Source organism: Streptohalobacillus salinus (genome assembly GCF_003201605.1).
Lineage (GTDB): Bacteria > Bacillota > Bacilli > Bacillales > Amphibacillaceae > Streptohalobacillus > Streptohalobacillus salinus.
The window spans coordinates 214,039-235,597 of record NZ_QJJR01000003.1; the positions used below are offsets into that span (position 1 = coordinate 214,039).

Annotated in this window: 22 protein-coding genes; 4 read left to right on the top strand and 18 right to left on the bottom strand. The window is 40.7% G+C overall.

Features of this window, described 5'->3' with window-relative positions; genetic code table 11:
- From argC to DES38_RS03985, 6 genes are all read right to left on the bottom strand, one after another.
- Window positions 1-1,038, bottom strand: coding sequence for an N-acetyl-gamma-glutamyl-phosphate reductase (gene argC, locus DES38_RS03960; protein ID WP_342767346.1), 1,038 nt, complete (start codon window positions 1,036-1,038; stop codon window positions 1-3).
- A gap of 342 nt (window positions 1,039-1,380) precedes the next feature.
- Complete coding sequence (locus DES38_RS03965; protein ID WP_110250798.1) at window positions 1,381-2,277, bottom strand: fumarylacetoacetate hydrolase family protein; 897 nt, start codon at window positions 2,275-2,277, stop codon at window positions 1,381-1,383.
- Window positions 2,278-2,309: 32 nt separating this feature from the next.
- Window positions 2,310-2,666: an OsmC family protein gene (locus tag DES38_RS03970; RefSeq protein WP_110250799.1), complete on the bottom strand. Its 357-nt coding sequence runs from the start codon at window positions 2,664-2,666 to the stop codon at window positions 2,310-2,312.
- Window positions 2,667-2,717: 51 nt separating this feature from the next.
- The gene (locus DES38_RS03975; protein WP_110250800.1) at window positions 2,718-3,194 is read right to left on the bottom strand and encodes a threonine/serine exporter family protein; all 477 of its coding nucleotides are present in this window, start codon (window positions 3,192-3,194) and stop codon (window positions 2,718-2,720) included.
- A gap of 17 nt (window positions 3,195-3,211) precedes the next feature.
- Window positions 3,212-3,952, bottom strand: a complete 741-nt coding sequence (locus DES38_RS03980; protein WP_110250801.1) for a threonine/serine exporter family protein — start codon at window positions 3,950-3,952, stop codon at window positions 3,212-3,214.
- 24 nt (window positions 3,953-3,976) lie between these two features.
- Window positions 3,977-5,125, bottom strand: a complete 1,149-nt coding sequence (locus DES38_RS03985) for an MFS transporter (protein ID WP_110250802.1) — start codon at window positions 5,123-5,125, stop codon at window positions 3,977-3,979.
- Window positions 5,126-5,315: 190 nt separating this feature from the next.
- Here DES38_RS03985 and DES38_RS03990 point away from each other — a divergent pair, with 190 nt between their 5' ends.
- Entirely contained in the window at window positions 5,316-5,894 is a 579-nt protein-coding gene (locus DES38_RS03990; protein WP_170114324.1) for a thioredoxin domain-containing protein, read from the top strand.
- 99 nt (window positions 5,895-5,993) lie between these two features.
- Here the strand turns inward: DES38_RS03990 and DES38_RS03995 are convergent, their stop codons facing one another.
- The gene (locus DES38_RS03995; protein ID WP_110250804.1) at window positions 5,994-6,614 is read right to left on the bottom strand and encodes a helix-turn-helix transcriptional regulator; all 621 of its coding nucleotides are present in this window, start codon (window positions 6,612-6,614) and stop codon (window positions 5,994-5,996) included.
- A gap of 242 nt (window positions 6,615-6,856) precedes the next feature.
- On the opposite strand from DES38_RS03995, the gene DES38_RS04000 reads away from it, so the two are divergent.
- The gene (locus tag DES38_RS04000) at window positions 6,857-7,144 is read left to right on the top strand and encodes a HesB/YadR/YfhF family protein (protein WP_110250805.1); all 288 of its coding nucleotides are present in this window, start codon (window positions 6,857-6,859) and stop codon (window positions 7,142-7,144) included.
- 201 nt (window positions 7,145-7,345) lie between these two features.
- Here the strand turns inward: DES38_RS04000 and DES38_RS04005 are convergent, their stop codons facing one another.
- The 5 genes from DES38_RS04005 to DES38_RS04025 form a co-directional block, all read right to left on the bottom strand.
- Window positions 7,346-8,494, bottom strand: a complete 1,149-nt coding sequence (locus DES38_RS04005) for a family 43 glycosylhydrolase (RefSeq protein ID WP_110250806.1) — start codon at window positions 8,492-8,494, stop codon at window positions 7,346-7,348.
- Window positions 8,495-8,872: 378 nt separating this feature from the next.
- Window positions 8,873-10,543 (bottom strand): formate--tetrahydrofolate ligase, encoded by a 1,671-nt coding sequence (locus tag DES38_RS04010; protein WP_110250807.1) that lies wholly within the window; start codon window positions 10,541-10,543, stop codon window positions 8,873-8,875.
- Between the two features lie 182 nt (window positions 10,544-10,725).
- Window positions 10,726-11,895, bottom strand: a complete 1,170-nt coding sequence (locus tag DES38_RS04015) for an aminotransferase (RefSeq protein WP_110250808.1) — start codon at window positions 11,893-11,895, stop codon at window positions 10,726-10,728.
- The gene (locus tag DES38_RS04020; RefSeq protein ID WP_110250809.1) at window positions 11,892-12,389 is read right to left on the bottom strand and encodes an Lrp/AsnC family transcriptional regulator; all 498 of its coding nucleotides are present in this window, start codon (window positions 12,387-12,389) and stop codon (window positions 11,892-11,894) included. Before DES38_RS04020 ends, DES38_RS04015 begins: the two co-directional genes overlap by 4 nt.
- A 160-nt stretch (window positions 12,390-12,549) precedes the next feature.
- Window positions 12,550-13,122 (bottom strand): DUF1836 domain-containing protein, encoded by a 573-nt coding sequence (locus tag DES38_RS04025; protein ID WP_110250810.1) that lies wholly within the window; start codon window positions 13,120-13,122, stop codon window positions 12,550-12,552.
- A 216-nt stretch (window positions 13,123-13,338) separates the two neighbouring features.
- Between DES38_RS04025 and trhA the strand changes: the two genes are divergently transcribed.
- Together trhA and DES38_RS04035 are read left to right on the top strand one after the other, a co-directional pair.
- On the top strand, window positions 13,339-13,989 hold the full coding sequence (trhA, locus tag DES38_RS04030; protein ID WP_110250811.1) for a PAQR family membrane homeostasis protein TrhA: 651 nt from the start codon (window positions 13,339-13,341) through the stop codon (window positions 13,987-13,989).
- Window positions 13,990-14,098: 109 nt separating this feature from the next.
- Window positions 14,099-15,154, top strand: a complete 1,056-nt coding sequence (locus DES38_RS04035) for a mechanosensitive ion channel family protein (protein ID WP_110250812.1) — start codon at window positions 14,099-14,101, stop codon at window positions 15,152-15,154.
- 83 nt (window positions 15,155-15,237) lie between these two features.
- Here DES38_RS04035 and treR read toward each other — a convergent pair whose 3' ends face one another.
- The 6 genes from treR to DES38_RS04065 all read right to left on the bottom strand — a co-directional run bounded on the left by treR (window position 15,238) and on the right by DES38_RS04065 (window position 21,555).
- Entirely contained in the window at window positions 15,238-15,954 is a 717-nt protein-coding gene (treR, locus tag DES38_RS04040; protein ID WP_110250875.1) for a trehalose operon repressor, read from the bottom strand.
- 37 nt (window positions 15,955-15,991) lie between these two features.
- Entirely contained in the window at window positions 15,992-17,671 is a 1,680-nt protein-coding gene (gene treC, locus DES38_RS04045) for an alpha,alpha-phosphotrehalase (protein WP_110250813.1), read from the bottom strand.
- Window positions 17,672-17,838: 167 nt separating this feature from the next.
- On the bottom strand, window positions 17,839-19,275 hold the full coding sequence (gene treP / locus DES38_RS04050) for a PTS system trehalose-specific EIIBC component (protein WP_110250814.1): 1,437 nt from the start codon (window positions 19,273-19,275) through the stop codon (window positions 17,839-17,841).
- 156 nt (window positions 19,276-19,431) lie between these two features.
- The gene (locus DES38_RS04055) at window positions 19,432-19,782 is read right to left on the bottom strand and encodes a hypothetical protein (protein WP_110250815.1); all 351 of its coding nucleotides are present in this window, start codon (window positions 19,780-19,782) and stop codon (window positions 19,432-19,434) included.
- Window positions 19,783-19,988: 206 nt separating this feature from the next.
- The gene (locus tag DES38_RS04060; RefSeq protein ID WP_110250816.1) at window positions 19,989-20,579 is read right to left on the bottom strand and encodes a YpjP family protein; all 591 of its coding nucleotides are present in this window, start codon (window positions 20,577-20,579) and stop codon (window positions 19,989-19,991) included.
- A gap of 238 nt (window positions 20,580-20,817) precedes the next feature.
- Window positions 20,818-21,555 (bottom strand): TspO/MBR family protein, encoded by a 738-nt coding sequence (locus DES38_RS04065; protein WP_110250817.1) that lies wholly within the window; start codon window positions 21,553-21,555, stop codon window positions 20,818-20,820.
- Between the last annotated feature and the right edge of the window lie 4 nt (window positions 21,556-21,559).

The window sequence follows — 21,559 nt, forward strand, 5'->3', positions numbered from 1 at the left end:
TTATGGATAAGTTGGAATAAATGATAAACCCGTCGTTTGATCCCAACCGTTTATAATGTTCATATTTTGTACAGCTTGTCCGGCTGCACCTTTCATTAAATTATCAATAACTGCAATAATAATGAGTCGACCCGTTCGCTGATCTACTGTTATTGAAATGTCACAATAATTACTTCCGTAAACCTCTTTCGTTTGTGGTAAATTCCCGTTTGTCCTAATTCGAACAAATGGTTGGTGTTCATAATAGGCCCGGTAGAAGTCTTCAATTTCTTGTTCCGTATGATTGGTCATTATCTGCGTATACGATGTCGTCATAATCCCACGCGTCATTGGTACGATATGAGGGGTAAAACTGATCACCACATCCGCTTCTGCTTTGTCTGATAAAAATCGCTCAATTTCTGGCGTATGCTTATGCGTACCCACTTGATATACTTTGAAGTTCTCATTCATTTCAGCATAATGTGTGTTTAGCGAGACGCTACGCCCTGCACCTGATACACCCGTCTTTCCATCGACAATGATTGATGATGGATCGATAATTTTCCCTTCAATCGCTGGCAACAAACCGAGTAGTGTTGCAGTTGGGTAACAGCCCGGATTAGCGACAATCTCCGCTTCGCTAATTGCCTCTGTGTATACTTCTGACAAACCATAAACCGCTTTTTCTAACCACTCTTTTTCAGTTGTTGCTTGTTTGTACCACGACGCATAAACCTCTCGGTCTAAAAGTCTAAAATCTCCTGATAAATCAATCAGCTTTACTCCCGTACCGTAAAGCTTAGGAATCCACTGATGACTAACACCGGGAGGCGTCGCAAAAAAGAGCACATCATTCGTTTTCGCTTCCGCCACACTCAGCGTCTTCATCTCTATGTTTGCAATCGCATCTAAGTGTGGGTAACTATCACTAATTTTGTCGCCCGCTTTAGAATTTGAATAAATATTAATTTCATCCACATGTGGATGCTGTGTGAGGATCCGTAATAGTTCAACAGCACCGTATCCCGTGCCACCAACAATCCCAATTTTTATCATGCCATTACACCCCTGTTCCGTTCGTCTTTGTGATATATTATTATACTTTAAAATGTATTTTTATACAACCCTTAGGCAATAATTTCTCGATATTATTAGTTTTATTGAATATTTATTCATTAAAAATGTATATTTTTCGCAAGTACTTCGTTGAGGTGTTTGGAGGTCATCACTAGCATGCCGCTCCTTCTCCCTCATAAGAAGACAACGTTTAAAGTGTTTAAATCAAAGCTTATCCACAAAAAGGGGATACGTTTGTGGGTAAACAAAAAACAGCCACCGATTTCCTTTAACTAAGAAAATCGGTAGCTGTATGTAAAAAAGCATCTGTGGACCATTCGGTTACCGTGATACCTTCACTTCATTGTTTAATGTTCCTAACTTTTCAATCGTCATGGACACAGTATCACCATCACTTAACAAGGCTTGAGGGTCACGAGCAAAACCAACACCAGCAGGTGTACCTGTTAAAATAATATCGCCAGGTTCTAAGGTCATTAAATCAGATATGAAAGCAATCAAGTGTGCAATAGAAAAAATCAATTGATTTGTGTTAGATGTTTGACGTAACTCGCCATTCACAAACGATTGAATCTTAAGGTTTTCAGGGTCAGGAACTTCTTCTTTTGTAACAAGGTAAGGTCCAATCGGGGTTGAGTGATCCAGTGACTTTCCTTGCAACCACTGCGGTGTACGTTTCTGTAGATCACGTGCTGATGTGTCATTAGCAATGGTATACCCTAACACATAGTCAAAGGCATTGCGCTCACTTACTTCGGTCGCTCGTTTACCTATTACAACTGCAAGTTCCACTTCGTAGTCGAGCGCGTCTGTTTTTCCTCGGCCTTCGATAACGTCTTCAGTACCGATTAAAGCATTACTAAACTTAGAGAAAAGTACAGGATATTCAGGCATTTGATGACCCATTTCAAGCACGTGATCTTTATAGTTCGTGCCAATGCAAATAATTTTTTGCGGGGCCGTCACAACCGGGCCTAACTTTACCTCATTTAACGAAAAGCCTGCGCGGTAATCCAGCGCCAAAAGCGCCGCTTCAATTATGGTGAAATCCTCCGGCAGCGTCGTATAAAAGTGATCGGGATTACTATTCAAGTCTTGAAGCACCGGATCTTCGGACTGGTTAATTAAACTCGCCAAATCATAAACAGTTGCATGGTTGAGTACACCCATTTGATAAGGTTCTTTCTCAGTTTTTAATCGATAGGTAACAAATTTCATCTGTTCAGCTCCTTTAGCTACAATGGCCGTTTTTACTCATCCTTAAGTCTAACTGGCATCCCGTGTTCTAAGGTATGTCCAATAACACAACCACGCTTAGCCATTATTTTTAATTTTTTGCGTTGTTGATCTGTTAGTTCTCCACCAATAACAATCGAGACATCCATACCAGCAAAGCGACGTGGATGTGAAGAGGGGTCCTTCTCTATTGCTACGTCCAGTTGATAATACGTTACCATAAGGCCATCACGAGCAATAACCGCATCCATCGTCAGAGCCATACACATCGCTACTGCACTCATCAAATGATCCGTTGGTGAATGAACAGCTTCCCCGCTCACTGTTTTAATTTGATGAGCCTGACGCATTTCTTTTTTTAAAGTTAGCATCACTAATTCCTCCCGTCATCAACTAAATAGTTCTCACTACCAGCCGGTTGATTAAGAACGTTCCAATCCTTTACGATCATATTTATTATGATACTTTTTCCATGTTGCATTCCGAATCATCTGATTAATGATCTCACTAAAAACTAACCCGAGCGCAATTGCACCCGATAACATTACCACACGTGCAGCTAGCGGAATCGCCATTTCATAATTGTTTTCAACGAAGTGACGCATCGCATCATAAGCTGCCCCACCTGGAACCAGCGGAATGATTCCCGCCACATTAAAGATGATGATGGGTGTTCTAAACCATTTAGCAAAGATTTGACTAATGACAGCCACTACAACTGATGCTGCCAAGGTGGCAACCACCGTATCAACAGCTTGTAAGGAGAGGACGGTGTAGATAACCCAACCTGCCATTCCGACAAAGCCACATTGAAAAAGAACTTGTCGTGGTACATTAAAAATAATCGCAAATCCTGCTGCTGCGATGAAACTTGCGAAGGCTTGTTCAATAATTTCCATCTCGCCTCACCTCTTCCCTAAAGAATAAAGAACACCACTGCAATACCAGCTCCAATTGCTGCTGCTGTTAAAAAGGCCTCTGCTGCTTTGGTAATCCCTGAGACCAAATGTCCTGCCATCAAATCACGGACAGCATTCGTAATTAATAGCCCCGGTACTAGCGGCATGATCGAACCAATAATAATTTTATCAATTTCATGCCCTAACCCAAACTGAATTAAGAAAAAGGCGAAGATACCAATGGAACCCGATGCTAAAAATTCTGCAAAGAATCGAATCTTCAACATATCATGAAAATAACTCATGAGTGCATAACCGGTCGCACCGACAACGAAAGCGGGTAAAAAATCGAGCCAACTTCCATTAAACATAATGGTAAAACAACTACTGGCAAAGGCTGCTGCTAATAGCTGAATATAATTTGGATAGGTATCTTTTTGGTTACCAATCGCTTCCAAAGCTTTCGCGGCTTCAGTCACGTCAAGGTGCCCCCCAGAAATGGCACGTGATATGCCATTAACTTGAGTGACTTTATGCAAATCTGTTTCACGTTGTAGAATACGAACGAAATTTGTCGGTTCAGTCGTATCTGTCGCAAACATAATTGCGGTAGGTGTGGCATGGGCTTGGGCATTGGTCATGCCAAAAGATTGCGCAATTCGCACCATCGTATCTTCAACGCGATAAGTTTCTGCTCCACTTTGCAACATGATCTTGCCTGCTAATAAACTTACTTCTGTGACCGTATACCGTTCCATTGGCCCACCTCGCTTTGTCTCTATTTAAAGATTTCGATAAAACCAATGATACACACCAATAAGTAGGGACCCTACTAAGGCCATCCCACCCATTGCATAATATAAAACATGACCACCAAGATTGTCTAGAATATAACCGCCACCAAGTGAACCAATAATCCCTGAGAAGCCAAAGTACACGGTCATGAACATTAAGTGACCGGTCGCTTGTAAATGCTCAGGAATTAAGCGAGAAACAAACTGAAAAGAGGTAACATAAAATATTCCGAAGGACAAGCCATGAAAAACTTGTAAGACAACAATGACGTATGGATCAGCAATAAATGCATAGGCAAACCAGCGGAACGCATATATCCACGCAGCCAGAATCATAAAGACAAGTGGATGAAATTTACGGAACCACTTTCCAGCAAACATAAAGACCATCGCCTCACTAAAGACCCCCATAAACCATGCCAAACCGACTAAACTATCACGCCCTCCAACTTCACCGATATAAAGACCGATAAAACTATCATTGGCACGGTGCGTAATGGTCACTAAAAACATCACTAATAAAAACAACAATAATGGCTTGTTTTTCAACAGGACCGTGACATCACGTAACTGGACAGGTTTTGTGGTAACTTTTACATCGACCAATTGTGTTGTCACAATAAATAAAATAATTGTCATCGCCATATATGGGATAAATAAATATTGGATACCTACCCAATCAACGTACTGACCTATAACGAGTGAACTAATCGCAAACCCGATTGACCCCCACGTTCTAATTGATCCAAACGGCACTCCGAGTGCCGTGGCTCGCCTTTGAGCTAACGAATCGCCTAACGGTCCAATCGCTGAAGAAAAGAAATAAAACAATACAGCAAAAACCATAATCAGCCCAAGTACTTCCATCTGGAAGAAAAAGAAACTACTAATAATTAAACCGAAAATGGTGACCAACAGAATCTTCTGCACCGTTTGAAACTTGTCGCTCATAAAACCGAAGAACGGCTGTGAAAATATCGATACGGTGGGCCCAATCGCTAGGACCCAGCCGATTTCTTGACCACTTAAACCGCGATAGGTTAATAATAATGGCAAAAAACTAATCACCATTGTATTGGCTCCGTGAAAACTAAACAACATCATTTTCAAGGGCATTAAAGATTGACCTTTACTCAAAAAAACGCCTCCTTGTACCTTCCCTCTATCTAATAGTCCTTATTATATCGGTTTCCTACTTTAATTGAAAGGTGATTGAGTTATCATTTTCTCTTTCGCACTTTCTTTTGTATACTAACACTTAAGAGAGACTAGCAATAAAGATGGCCTATTTATCTCAGCAATGGAAAGGAGCACGATGATGTACCGCTTGAAAAGGTTTAAACCGTGGTTGTTTATGAGTGTATTAGCTGGAATTGTGATCGCCATTGCCCTGTTAACCGCGGAAGACGATTCCGCAATGTTTATCACCATTGACGAAAGCCTTAATCAAACAGAAGAAAATTACCTTGTTTATTTTTGGCAAGAAGGTTGTCATTACTGTGAGGAAATTGAGCCTGTGATTACTGATTATCAAGAAGAAGGCGCGCGTCCTCTTTATGTCATCGATATGCAGGCAGAAGAAAATTTAAGTGCTTGGTATGACTGGGAGCAGCACCACCGCGAGAAGGATCAAGTCATTGGCGAAGTTGTCGATGGCAGCATTGAATATTTCGAAGATCCCAACATCTATCTTGAGGATCCTGATATTCAATGGGAGATTGAAACGATCGGCGATGAAGTCAAAGCTGTTCACCAAACTGCTTTGTATGACAAAAACCCTACAACAATCGCTGAAATTAATATTCCCGCCACCCCTGCTTTACTGACAGTAGAACAAGGCGAACCGAAGGCATTAGTTGTTGGTGTTGACCGTGTGACTGAGCAATTAACTCAAGCGAAAGAGTGACAACATCACTCAAGTTTTTAGCTGACGACAAAAAAAGCAACAAAGAGGTCGTGCGTGTGATAAACCCTTTTCGTTTATCACCCACTAATTCTTTGTTACTCACAAATAGAGCCATTGTTTTTTTAACGCTTTAAGTACCGCATTTGTTCGGTCCGGAACATTTAACTTATGAAGAATCGAACTGACATAGTTTTTAACCGTCTTATCTGAGAGAAAGAGCGCATCGGCAATTTTAATATTGCTGTAACCTTTAACCAACAACTGCAAAACTTCCCATTCTCGTCTTGACAATAGCTCGAGCGGTGGTCGCATTTGTTTTTTATCTTGATCACAATACACCTCGATCAACATGCCCCCCAAGATTGGTGAAACATAGCGTTTGCCGTCCAAAACAAACCTTAGGGCTTGAATAAGTGTTTCTTCATCAATATTATAATACAAATAACCGTAGAGGCCGAGTTTAAACAGTGGTGCTGCCTGTTTCTTATCTAGGTCTTCCACCCACAACACAATTTTAACACCTTCTGATTGAATGGTTTCAAGTTGTTCTTTGCACGTAAGCGCTTCACTTGTTTCGATTATGATAAGCGAGGCCTCTTTCGCCTCCTGAAATGAGAAGTCTTCACGGCAAGTAATTTGACTATCGCTAAAACGTCGTTTCAACAATTCGGCAATTCCATCCCTAAGTAACGATGGTTTCTTTATAAATAGACACTTCATACGTTAACCAACCACTTCTTTTTTAAATTTTTGATCCTAAAAAAATACTTTACATATGTATAGACAACACGCAAGACCGTTTTCATTCTGAACAACATTAATGTTACTTTTTTTCTGACTAGTCGTCAACTGATTATCGATGATAATAAGAAAATTACGTATTTTTACCTAATCAGAACGGCTAAATCAATCGTTATTTGTCCTCGTTTTTGGTATAGTATAACTAGAGGAGGGTAAAAACAATGAATATTACAGTCACACAACCTGCCTTAAGCTGGTTGATTAAAGAACTTGATTTAGTTGAAGGTCGCTATATTCGTTTTTATGTTCGTTATAGTGGCAGACATACCTCATCTGGGTTTTCACTTGGAATGACGATGAATGATGAACCCTTTGATGCCATCACCGAAATAACCTTTAAAGGAATTACCTTCTTTATCGAAAAGAAAGACGCTTGGTATTTTGATGGCCACGATTTAAAGGTGAAATACACCCGAAAAGCTGACGAAATTGTCTTTGTCTTAACTTAAATGATGCACTTTAATCATCAATAGGTTTATCCCTTATCATTCTACTGGATGTAAAAGTGCCGCAACAGGGTAAAAGTGTTTACGTCGAACCCATTACATAAAGACCCTTAAATGTTAAGTATTACCTTTTTATAAATAAAGCCTCGGCCAGATCATTGATCTAGTCGAGGCTTTACTTATCATGAATGGAGTGAAATTTGGTTACGCTTCTATTGTTACTTTTGCGATCACCGGCTTATCCGTCGGTTCAACCTGATCACCCGGGATGCCAAAGTAAGGCGTTCCATCAGCTTGCCAGTACAACCGTTGAATTCTCGCATGACGGTTGTGATCATATAACGAATTCCCTTCAATTTCTTTATAGGGACGGGCATGATAAACGAGTAGGTCATAACCGTCTTCATCCACACTAAAACTATTGTGACCCGGCCCATATTCTTCTGTTGCTTCACTTGTCACAAACACAGGTTCAGGGGTTTTAACCCATACCTTTGGATCCAATAAATCCGCCTCTTCATCAGCCATTAAATAACCTACCGCATAGGTGTGGTCGGTTGCATTGCCAGAGAATGCGATGAAGACTTTTCCATGCCGCTTAATGACGGCTGCACCTTCATTGACATAGAAGACACTGTTTTCCCAGGGATACTCAGGTGTTGATAATAACACTTGATTTTTAATCGTCCAAGGATTTTCCATTTCACCGATATATAAATTTGATACGGTGTCATCGTCAACCTTTTGCGCCCAGACAAGGTACCGTTTACCTTTGTTTTCAAACGTTGTCGCATCAAGTGAAAAACTTTGAAAGGCTGTGTTGACTTGCCCTTTTTCTTCCCAGTTACCGGTTAAAGGGTTTGCATCATCACACGCTAACACATATGGGCGAATCGCCCACACATCTTCTTTCTCTCCAGCCGCAAAATGGATATACCATGTGCCATCAATATAATGAAGTTCCGGCGCCCAGATATGTTCAGACATAATCCCACGTTCATGAGCTTCCCATACCACAACTTCCTCAGCATTTGGTAAGTCCTTTAAATGTTTGGCACGTCGCAAGACAATCCGGTCATACAAAGGATACGAACCGGTAAAATAATAATAACCATCGGTATGTTTATAAAGGTAAGGATCGGCGCGTTGCTCAATAAACGGTTTAGGGAACGTTGTTACACGCAACTTACCCGTAACCTCACCCGTTGCATCGACAGCGGTTACATTTTCCCACTCGACGGGAAACGGTGCGACAATTCCGTTCTCTAATGTACAATTGACCTCAGTGGGTAACGTTGGTACGTCACCTCGTTTAACATTAACTTCAATGGTTTCGATTGATTTAATTTGCATCATTAACTTCCTTTCTAGAGCTAGAGTATCCGCATTTTTGTGACTAGATTGATTGAGATAACCAATATACAGCTATTCAGACAAGGTTATAGGTGCATATAAGTTTATTAAATACTATTCTTATAATTAACTTATACGTATAAATTATTTTACTAGATTCACCTGTACTTGTCCACTACTTATTAGCAAGAATACTTCCATCTGTTCCGCTGGTTATTTTCGCGCACAAAAAGAAAGAACACATCTTATGTAAAGACGTGTTCTTTCTTAATCGCTGTTTATTGGTTTCACAAAGCTGAACGCTTTAAGCAACAGTAGTGATGGCCGCTTACCACGTTTATCAGTCACTTGAAGCGCGGACCTTCTTTCGGACGTCCGTTAAAACAAGCCGATTGCTTCTAAGTCTGCCCCGATATCCATTTGTAAAGCAGCAGGTTGCTTAGGTAAGCCAGGCATCGTTAAGACATCACCGGTCAAACAAACGATAAAGCCAGCTCCAATAGACGGTCGAATCTCGCGAATCATCAATCTGAAGTCTTTCGGCCGACCCAACAAGGTCGGATCATCTGAAAGCGAATACTGTGTTTTCGCCATACAAATAGGGAGATTATCAAACCCTAACTGTGTCAATCTATGAATCATCTCTTCTGCATCTTTATTGTAATCGACCCCCGCTGCACCGTATACCGTTGTTGCTACTTTTTCAATTTTCTCTTTTAGTGAAGCATCCAGGGGATAGAGCGGCTTGAAGCGAGTTTGTTTTTCTTCGAGCAGTTTTAACACCTCTTTACCTAAGGCAAGGCCGCCACGTCCGCCGTCTTTCCACACGTTCGTCTCAGCAACGGCTATCCCTTCGGTCTGACACCAGCTTGTTAATGCTTCAACTTCTTTTTTAGTATCACTTGTAAATTGATTAATCGCCACCACATAGGGCAGTTCAAACGCTTCAATCGTTTCGGTATGTTTTTTCAAATTTGATAAACCATCTAGTAAAGCTTCGACATTTTCCTTGTCTAAATCCGCAACCGGAACGCCACCATGCATTTTTAATGCGCGAATGGTCGCGACAACAACGACTGCCTTCGGGTTCAGTTCAGCCATTCGCGACTTAATATTCAAGAACTTCTCCGCCCCTAAATCCGCCCCGAAACCTGCTTCAGTCACGACAATATCTGAGACTTTACTCGCCATTTTCGTCGCAATCACACTGTTGCAGCCATGAGCAATATTCGCAAATGGACCACCATGAATAAAGGCCGGTACACCCTCTAATGTTTGCACGAGGTTAGGTTGAAAGGCCTCTTTAAGTAGCAGTGTCAGTGCACCTTCAACCGCTAAATCTTTTACGGTCACGGGCTCATCATCCACAGTATAGCCAATAATCATGCGCCCTAATCTTAGTTTTAAATCGTCATATGAGTCTGCCAAACATAGCACCGCCATAATTTCAGATGCAACCGTAATTGTAAAACCATCCTCCCGCGGTATGCCTTGCTTGACACCACCTAAACCGATAATGACTTCTCTCAAAGCACGATCATTCAAATCAACGACGCGCTTCCAGGTGATGCGTCTGATGTCAATATTTAAGGCATTCCCTTGAAAAATATGATTATCAATTAAAGCGCTCAGCGCATTGTTTGCGGCAGTAATCGCATGAATGTCCCCAGTAAAGTGGAGATTGATTGACTCCATCGGTACCACTTGACTGTAGCCCCCACCAGTAGCACCCCCCTTAATCCCCATTACCGGTCCGAGTGAAGGTTCTCGCAAGGCGCAGCTAACTGACTTGCCTAATTGTTGCAACGCTTGTGCCAGCCCCACCGTTACGGTTGATTTCCCTTCACCTGCCGGTGTTGGGTTAATCGAGGTTACCAAGACTAAATCAGCTGGTTTCGTCGCATTATTTTTCGTTAAGACGTCCAATGATACTTTCGCTTTATCCTTTCCGTAAGGAATTAAGTCAGACGATTCAATTCCTAATTTTTCGGCTATGGTTTCGATTGACTCTAGGTTACAATTTTTAGCGATTTCTAAATCTGAAAGCATGATGCATCCTCCTTAAAATCGTACGTTTTTATCTTTATCTCTATAATTATTCGTATTATATCATGTTTCCTGATTAAAATAAGGCTTTTTTCATATTTTATTGTCTTTTTGATCATTTTTCATGTATTGTGAATGATTGAACAAATATAAACAAAAAACAAAGGACTCGCATCCTTTGTTTGTCATTTGAGCGTCTCCAGAAAACGTTCGATCCGCGCCATCGCTTCCTGCAACTGCTTCATTGAAGCGGCATACGAACAACGAATGTAACCTTCGCCGCTATCACCAAACACGTGCCCTGGCACCACCGCCACCCGTTCACTCAGCAATAACTGTTCAGCAAACGCTTCGGACGAAAGTCCTGTCGATTGAATCGAAGGGAAGACATAAAAAGCACCACCAGGCAGGTGACATTTTAATCCCATTTCATTTAATGCCTTGACGATATAATTTCTCCGTTGCTGATAACTTTCTTTCATCATTAATACATCGGCGCGTCCATGTTGAATTGCCTCTAGTGCACCGTACTGAGCCATCGTAGGGGCGGACATAATGGTGTACTGATGAATCTTTGTCATCGCTTCAATGATTGCCTTTGGCCCACAAACGTAGCCAAGGCGCCAGCCAGTCATCGCAAAGGCTTTTGAGAAGCCAGAAATCAACAGGGTCCGTTCATACATATCAGCTAATGAAGCAATGCTTGTATAACTTTCATCATAAACAAGGTCTGCATATATTTCATCAGAAACGACAAATAAATCATGTTCGATAATTACTTCACGTAAATCAGCTAAATCTGCTTTATTAAGCAATGCACCGGTGGGATTATTCGGGCTACATAACAAAATTGCTTTTGTTTTCGGGGTAATCACTCGTAATAAATCTTCTTTTTGTAACCGAAACGCATGTGCTTCATCTGTACTGACAATCACTGGCACGCCACCCGCTAACTTAATGGTTGGAACGTAAGAGACAAAGCTTGGTTCAACAACTATTACTTCATCACCAGGGTTCAATAATGTACGAAATGCCACGTCAATGGCTTGTGAAGCACCGACGGTTACTAACACTTCCTCTTTCGGGTCATACTTAACATTAAAATAAGTATCCAAAAACTGGCTAATCGCTTCGCGTAATTCAAGTAACCCCGCATTTGCGGTATAGGCCGTATAGCCTTTTTCTAGTGAATGATAACTGGCTTCAATCACAGCCCACGGTGTAGTAAAATCAGGCTCCCCTACACCAAGTGAAATAACTTGGTCCATCGTCTGCGCTAAATCAAAAAAACGACGAATGCCTGACGGCTTCAATGTTTGGATCTCATCGGCAATGTATCTCGTTGAATCTATCATGGGGACACCATCATGCGACGATCGTCATCTTCAGGTGGATCAAAAATAACCCCATCGTGCTTATATTTTTTAAGTATGAAATGCGTCACCGTTGAGACAACCGAGTCCAGTGGCGATAATTTATCAGAAACAAACCGACTAACTTCCATCATTGTCTTCGCTTCAACAGTAATCGATAGATCATACGCACCACTCATTAAATAAAGTGCCTTCACTTCTTTGAATCGATAAATCCGCTCAGCCACATGATCAAAGCCTTTGCCACGAATCGGGGTCACTTTCACTTCAATCATCGCTGTCACAAGCTCGGTATTTAACACCTTCGTCCAATCAATTAACGTCGAATACCCTAAAATGACAGCTTGCTGTTCAAGCGCTGTTAGCATCTCTTTTACTTGATTTACCTCAAGTGCTAACATATCCGCTAACGTCTGATGGTCGATACGACCATTCTTTTCAATTAATCGCAATAATTCTAGTTGTTTTTCATTCATGACAACGCCCACTTTTCTGCTCTTAGGATTTAAAATAATCTTAATCTTACTACATCCATGCGCGTGAAACAATAGTTTACCAAAGAAAAAAGCGAAAGTTTTTTGAAAACTCTCACTTTAATCTAATTTCGCTGTCTTTGTCATTCACGCAGCTTTATGCTTATTTTTCTTTCGGTACGGATTTATCCTGACCTGGTTGATTCAGATGATCAACCAATCGCTCTGCTACGCGGCGATACATGTGGCTCATCTGCACCAGTGCACTTAGCGTATAAACATTAGTCAAAACCGGATCTTCTGTTAGCGCTTCTACACTTGCTTCAATTCGGTCTAAGTCATCGGTGAAATCACGTGATTGCATCTCCAATAATTGCGTGTAATCCTGATAGACAGCATCAAAATCTAATGCTTCCTCATGAACCGCTGTTTTTAGCGGATCTAATGTCTGTTTAATGTCTTGAATGGAGAGGGCTCCTTTTAACTGGTAAATCATTTGGATCAACATGATTTGGTCAGAGCTGTATTTTTTATTTTCAATCGGAAACAACAGCTTTCCTTTTGCATAATTATTTATCATTGTCTTCGTCAAAATTTTTTCAGACTCATCACGTTTAACCTTTTGATAGGTTTGGTCAAACAATTGCGTAACTTGATCCATATATAAATCCAAGCTCGGAATTTTATCCTTTTCAACAATGCCATGCACGTGTAAATCTTTTAAATGTTGTGTCATTCACTCACCTTCCTTCTTAAGATTATCGTAGCGTATCGCGACATGATCGCTATTTGTAAAGCGCGAGCGCAAAATACACACGCACATTTTCAACCATTTAAACGCGTTATTTCTCTTTATTATACAAAAAAATAATCACATCGTAAACATTGACATGTGATGAAATGCGTGTATTATTATAAGTAGTATTAAAAACTACATAAAGGAGTTATCATTATGAAACTAAATTCTATCCGTGAACCCATGAATAGCTTGACTCACTTTATCGGCATGATCTTAAGTGCTGTTGCTTTTATCCTCATGTTCAATAAAGCTATAGCAACAGGGCGTGATGCTGCCGGTTTAACGTCCATCATTATATTTGGGGTCAGTCTACTCTTGTTGTATAGCGCTTCAACCGTTTATCACGCCGTCGTTGCCTCACCGCTAGCCATTGCTTGGTTAAGAAAAGTCGATCATGCGATGATTTTCGTTCTTATCGCCGGTACCTATACACCATTTTGTTTAATTGCCTTAAAAGACTCAATCGGCTATCCCTTACTGATTGTCATCTGGTCCATCGCTATCAGCGGCATTCTTTTCAAACTGGTTTGGTTTAAGTGTCCACGTTTTATCTCGACAGCACTTTATATCGGGATGGGCTGGCTAATTGTTTTTGCGTTTGGCCCGTTGACAACTTACGTGCCTACAACCGGTGTGATCCTGTTAATCGCTGGCGGCATCATCTATACCTTAGGTGGCGTTATCTATGCGCTAAAACCAGCCTTCCTAGAAAGCAAATACTTAGGCTTTCACGAGATTTTTCATCTGTTTATTTTAGCCGGATCCTTTGCTCACGTATTAGCAATTTACAACTATGTCTTATAACAAGCAATGACGCAGCCTTTAGGCCCCAGGCCATCGGTTGCGTTTTTACTTGCGACATAACCGATCCTCCTCTAGAATATGGAGTAATACAGGAAAAGGACGTGTCCATATGATTGACGCATTTACACAGTTCGCCAGGGAGCATTTACTCCTCCCGCTAGCCGTAACGTTTATTCTTATTATCTTTAGACCCTTTGTTCAACGTTATCTCGCTAAAAAATTACACCTATCACAATTCGGTAATTGGCTAACGCTCTATATTTTTATGGTTTTCATCCTTAGTTATTATCAACAAGCTACATGGCTCACTCAACCCCTCGTGTCACTTGGTAGTTTTACAATAAACTTACGCTTACTTATTGTTGGTTTTCTTATTCTTTCACTTGCCTATCATTTATCAAAGGTCATCACCAAGCAATTTCTGCCGTCTGTTTATGACCGGTATCACCTAGACATTGGGGTTCGATTTACCTTTAATCGTATTTTTCATTACATCGTCATGATCCTTGCCTTTTTATTTGCGGTTTCTGCTGTTGGTCTCGACCTTAGCGCATTAACGGTCTTTGCCAGCGTCCTAGGTGTCGGGATTGGGTTTGGTCTTCAGAACATTACCTCAAACTTCATTTCAGGCATTGTGTTATTGTTCGAACGCCCGATTAAGATTGGCGACCGCGTCATTGTCGAAGAGATTATTGGTGATGTTGAAAAGATCAACATGCGCGCAACAATTATTCGCTCCATTAACAATGAACATATTATTGTGCCAAACTCTTATTTTTTAGAAGAACACGTCATCAATCGCTCCTATGAAACACCGGTTATGCGCTTAACGGCCCCGGTTGGTGTGTCGTATGATACCGATCCTGAGCTCGTTAAACAGTGCTTACTTGATGTTGCTTACCTTGAGGCTAAGGAAAACAGCTTTGTCTTGCTCAAACCAGAACCCTTTGTTCATTTTGTTGGATTTGGTAACTCTTCACTTGATTTCGAGCTATTCGTTTGGGTCTCAGACCCAAGAGAACTCATTCGTGTCAAAACAAACATTAACTTTAAGATTTTCAAATCACTGAAAGACCATCACATCGAAATCCCTTTCCCGCAACGCGATTTACATTTACGTTCTGTAGATAAATCCGTACATGTTCAATTTAATCACGACGATTAAAAAGACGAGATCGCCATTACTGGGATCTCGCCTTTTTTCGTTGCCGTCAACAATCCGACAAGCCACTCGTTAACCTTCCTCTGTTAATGGGTGTGACGTCTCGCAAAATCAACAAAGCGGAACCGGTCGGGGCGGTGACGTGACTCCGTGTATTGAAACAGTGTGGCATCGTCTAAATACACATAGTTTTTAATCACCACGACGTTATGAAACCCGTCCAAATCTAAACATTCTCGATCTTCAACCGTCGGCTCTTCAATTGTAATTTCTTTTTTCGCAAAACTAATAACTAAACCTAATGCCGTTTCAAGGTAGTGATAAATCGAATCTTTACAGATTGCTTCAGTCAACCCCGTCACTTTCTCTTCAAGCAAATAGTCTTTGTCTAAAATGACACGTTCACCGCCAAGTTTACGCGTTCGGATCACCTCGACTACAGCAGCATCTGTTTCTAGATTCAGTTGCTTTTTAATATGACGACTCGGGATCACCGTCTGCAATCGATTGACGTCTGTTTCAACCGATTGATTTAACTTTTCTGCCAGCTCCTTAAAACTAACTAAGCCAGAAACCGGAAAATCGAACTTGTTACGCGGGATCACAACGGATCCTTTCCCCCGAACTTTTTGAATGTAACCATGCTCCGACAATTCACGTAACGCTTTACGTACCGTTTCTCGTGACGTTTCATAGCGAGCTTTCAATTCATTTTCTGACGGCAAATAACTATTGACCAGATATACGCCATCATCAATTTGTTCTGCTAAATCCTGATAAATTAATTCATACTTATTTTTCACCATATCGCTACCTTCTCACTCTACCTCGACGAAATGACTATTTCAGATGATACACCACGGATTGATACGGTTTTAAAGTCCCTTGAAGCAGATGCTTCTCATCTGCAGCATCGTTTGTGATTAAGACCGAAACGGCTTTACCCGTTTGAATCTTTTCATCTGTTAAATCATAGCTCACTTCTTTTGGATAGAAATTATTAAGTACTACCAGTTGCTCAGCTTCTGTTTCTCTCACATATGCAAAAATATCAGAATCATCAGCTAAAATCAACCGATAATCCCCACTGGTAATGATCGGTTCCGTTTTCCGTAGTTGAATTAACTTTTGATAGTAGTAAAAAATCGACTCTGAATCGTTCACTGCCGCCTCAGCATTAATCGTTTGGTAATGATCGGCGACTTGAATCCATGGTTCACCCGTGGTAAAACCTGCATGCTTCTCACTGTTCCATTGAACAGGGGTGCGTGAATTATCGCGTGATTTCTGTTGGAGTATTGCTAAAATTTCATCTTCAGCAACCCCTTTTTCTTGAAGGATCTGGTATATATTCAATGATTCTACATCACGATACTGCTCAATTGAGTGAAAGTTAGGATTGGTCATACCAAACTCTTCGCCTTGATAGATATATGGTGTGCCTTGCATCATATGCATCGCCGTCGCTAACATCTTCGCTGACGTTTCACGGTAGCGTTCATCATCACCAAAGCGTGAAACAACCCGAGGTTGGTCATGATTGCACCAAAACAATGCATTCCAACCCCCTCCACGTTGCATACCGACTTGCCATTCGCTGAGAATTGCCTTTAAGGCCCCCAAGTCAAACGGTGCACGTGTCCACTTTTCACCGTTCGGATAATCGACTTTTAAATGATGGAAGCTAAACGTCATGTCAAGTTCATCACGTGCTGGATTTGTATACTTAATACACGCGTCGATTGAGGTGGAGGACATTTCGCCGACCGTCATTAGATGTTTATCTTTAAATACCCGGTTGTGCATCTCATTCATGTACTGATGCACGTTTGGTCCATCCGTATAAAATTTACGACCGTCTCCGGGTGCAACACTGCCATCATCGTTCGGAAAATCTTGGTCTTTGGAGATTAAATTAATGACATCTAATCTAAAGCCATCGACCCCTTTATCGATCCAAAAATTCATCATCTTGTAGACATGCTCGCGCACTTCACTGTTTTCCCAGTTTAAATCAGCTTGGGTCACATCAAATAAATGCAAGTAGTATTGATCGGTCGTTTGCTCGTATTGCCAAGCACTTCCACCGAATTTGGATTGCCAATTTGTCGGCGGTCCACCGTTCACGCCATCTTTCCAAATATAGAAGTCACGATAAGGATTATCTGTGCTTTTTTTTGATTCAACAAACCAACGATGTTCAGTCGAGGTATGATTAACCACAATATCAAAAATGACTTTTAAGTCACGTGCGTGCGCTTCTTCTAGTAAGCAATCCACATCAGCCATTGTGCCGTATTCTTCAAAGATCTGATAGTAATCGCTAATGTCATAACCATTATCGTTTTGAGGTGAGTCATAAATCGGTGTGAGCCATAACACATCCACACCTAGTTTTTTTAAATAATCAAGTTTTTCGATCACACCTTGTATATCGCCTTTTCCTGATCCTGTCGTATCGTTAAAGCTTCTCGGATAAATTTGATAAACGACAGATGTTTTCCACCATGGTTGTTGCATCGGTCTTCTCCCCTTAGTCTTTCATTTTTTTGTATGGTTGGTTACTTTCAAGACGTCGTTCTTTTCTCTATTCCTATCCACTGATAGGGGGTATTTTTCATCCTTTTTGATTAAAGGACAAACAACCATTTTATAAACGAACTATAAAATGGTTGTTTGGCTATCTATTATTTACCTAAACGCTCATATGCATTTTTACCCATTGGTGATTTAGCTAAAATCGTTGTTAAGATAATTGGTACCACGATGGCAATGGCCATTGATAAGAAGAACATAAGCATATGTTCTGCTTGAATGGATAAGAATCCTGGAATACCACCTACACCGATTGAGTTAGCCATAACGCCACTTGCAACAGAGACAGTACCAGCAATCGCCGAACCAACCATTGCTGCTAAGAATGGGAAACCATATTTTAAGTTAATACCAAACATCGCAGGTTCTGTTACGCCGAGGTAACATGAAATTGCTGATGGAATCGATACTTGTTGTTCTTTTTCATCTTTTCTGTGTAAGAAGATAATCGCAACAACTGCTGACCCTTGAGCAATATTTGACAAAGCAATCATTGGCCACAACATCGTCCCATCAAATTGACTCATCAACTGTAAATCAATCGCATTGGTCATGTGATGCAAGCCGGTAATAACCAGGGGTGCATACAAGAAACCGAATAATGAAGCGAATAACCAACCTAAGCCAGATGTTAAGCCATTATAAACGACAGTAGAAATCCAGTCACCGATTACCCAACCGATTGGGCCCAACACAACATGTGCGACGAGCACGGCTGGAACAAGCGCAAAGAATGGTACAAATATCATTGAAATGACATTCGGGATAATCTTACGTAGCCAAATTTCAAAGTAGGCTAAGAGAAAACCTGCTAAAATAGCTGGAATAACTTGCGCTTGATAACCAATCATGTCGACAGTCGCAAAACCAAAATCCCATACTGGAATCTCATCTGCACCAGCTACACCATACGCATTTAAGAGTTGAGGTGAGACAAGGGTTAAACCAAGTACAATACCGAGAATCTGGGTTGTCCCCATCTTCCGGGTAATTGACCAAACAATCCCTACCGGTAAGAAGTGGAAAATCGCTTCACCTATTAGCCATAAGAAATGGTGCGTCCCTGCCCAAAACTGCGATAACTCGATAAGTGCTTGATCATTATCCGGACCAAACTCAGGAATATCACCAATAACATTTCTAAAACCTAAAATTAAACCCCCAACAACAAGTGCTGGAATGAGTGGTGTGAAGATTTCAGCTAAGTTCGAAATTAACCGTTGAAGCGGATTCAAATTTTGCTTGGCAACAACTTTTGCTTCATCCTTAGAAGTATCTTCTACGCCTGCCACACCCGTGAATTCATTGTAGAATTTCGCAACCTCATTACCAATGATAATCTGAAACTGTCCTGCGTTTGTAAACGTACCTTTAACGATATCCATCGCTTCAATTGCTTTCTTATCGGCCTTGTCTGTTTCATTCAAGACAAAGCGCATTCGTGTTGCACAGTGTGTAACAGCTGAAATATTTTCACTACCTCCGACGAGTTCCAGCAGTTCTTTTGCTGATTGTTCATATTGCCCCATGTTCTCTACCCCTTCCTCTTCCTTGAGAAATTAATTAATAAATAATTGCAAGTAAAAACTTGTCTAGACAAGATAACTGATTACGCTTTCATTGTATCTTGTATAGACAAGTTCGTCAAGAGAAAAGATAAACTTTTTAAAAAAAACATTTAGGCTTTATTCAAATAACGCTTTATCGACAAGACCACCGGCATTACGGATATCTTCTAGCACAGCTGCGTAGTCCGTCTCATCTACTTTAAAGGTTAATACTGTTTTACGTTCCTCGTCCTCCGTTTCACGCGTTTCAAAGAAAGCACCAATACGATTATTACTGTTGGCTGTAGCCATTGCGCCTGTCCCCGTTCCCCCTGAGCCAGTTGGTGGCACCGGAATCACTAATGTCGTACTCCCTTCGGACTCTAATTTGTCCACCTTAACGTCTTGCGTTTTATATTTCGCAAGAATTGTTTTTAAATCTTCTGCTTCATCTTCATTGTGTACATATACTTGAATATCTTTTGCCATTTGTCATTCACTCCTTTAAGTTATAGTTGTTTATTTTTTCCCTAACCTCATAAATTCAAACATCATACCTGTGATTAATGCTGTTGGTTGACGCATTTTGTTAGAAAAAACCCTCACTCATCTTAAAGCTAAAACGGACATAGACAAAAAAACATAAAAAATAAGACAAAAAAAGAGCGAAGAAGCAAACGCTTCTCTACCCTCTTTTAGCCCATCCATTTAGGTGGTGTATTTTTTCCGTAACTGACATCGCCAATCGTATAGTGGTGTTCAAAATTATCATCAATTAAGTGATAATGAAAATTAAACCAGTAACCTTCTTTCGGTCGATTATCACGTCTCACGTGAAACTTGGCAATCAATTGTTCAGATTGTTCATCGTAAATGTCAAAAATTCGTTCACCATAACCCGCTGTTTGTTGTTCAATAAGACTTAGGTTGAAAAGTTGATGCGGATCGTACTGTTCAACTAACGCATCAATGACCGTCTCTACGTTCGGTAAAATCTCTTCTTTCATTTCTTGTTCAATCGGTTGTAAAATTCTCGGCCCAATTTTCCCGATAACCTGTGCGGTTGCTTGTTCTTTCAGTAGCTCGCTCGGTGTAACTATAGCCTCGGGCTCTTCGTTAAGATTAACTGCTTCATAATGATTGGACTGAAGCTCTTTCGGTTTTGCTGATTGATATTCTTTGCTATCAACGTCTGCATGAACTTCTAAATCAATGGAAGGCACATACATGCCTAAAGTCATAACCGCCACTGTAGCGACAAATAATTTCTTTACCCATACTTGCAAAAAGAACTCCCTCCTCTTTATGAAACCGTTTTATACACTTTAGTTTAGCACATCCATTTCCAATTTTCACTACTTTATTCAAGACGTCACAGAAAAGATATCTTTTCCACAGTTTTTTCTTATTTCATTTATGTTTTGTTCTTTCGTTTTCATGACCACGTTTAAAAAACAGCTCCAGCATCCTTAAGGACACCAAAGCTGTCTATCCGTAAAAGCTTTTATTCGCTTTTTCAACACCCTAGGAACGGAAACTTAACGTTTCTTTCTTTTTCCGAGCAACAAAGATCATCACAAGAATAATTCCAACAACAATAAACGCGGTCGAGGAAACAAGCGAAGAAGCTGCTTGATTTTCAATGCCAACCCCAATCAGCGCCCAAACAAAGACGAGTGGAAAGATAACATCTGCTTGACTGTATCTAAACCAGGTCGCTAATATAAGCGCGAGAATCAGTAAGCCGACTGTCCATATTTCTGCACTCACTCCAAAACCATTCCAGCCAATATCGGTGAGAAAATAGCTAATATTCGCAATGGTTGCCACACTAATCCATCCTAGATACAGTGAAAATGGCACTAAGTCAAACCCGTGTGCTTTTCTATGCTGTACTTTTTTATACATTGCAATTAAAGTAAATAACAACAAGACCATAATGATGACGCCTATACCAAAATAGAAGTAGTGCCACGTCACAAGCCACACACCATTTAAAATATTTATCAACCAGAAAAGATAATGCGTTTCTGTGTAAACAGGTGAATCTTGACGATCTTTCTTAAACTGAAGTAATGTCCAAATAATTAATGTCAGATAAATTAAACTCCAAATACTAAACACATAACCGGCTGGTGTAAACGGCACATCTAAGCGGTCAGAAATACTCCCCGTATCAATTCCATTTAGCGGTAGCGTCACCGCTAGTGTGTTTAGCACCAAACTAAATACTAACGTCACAACATTTATCCATCTTTTCATTACA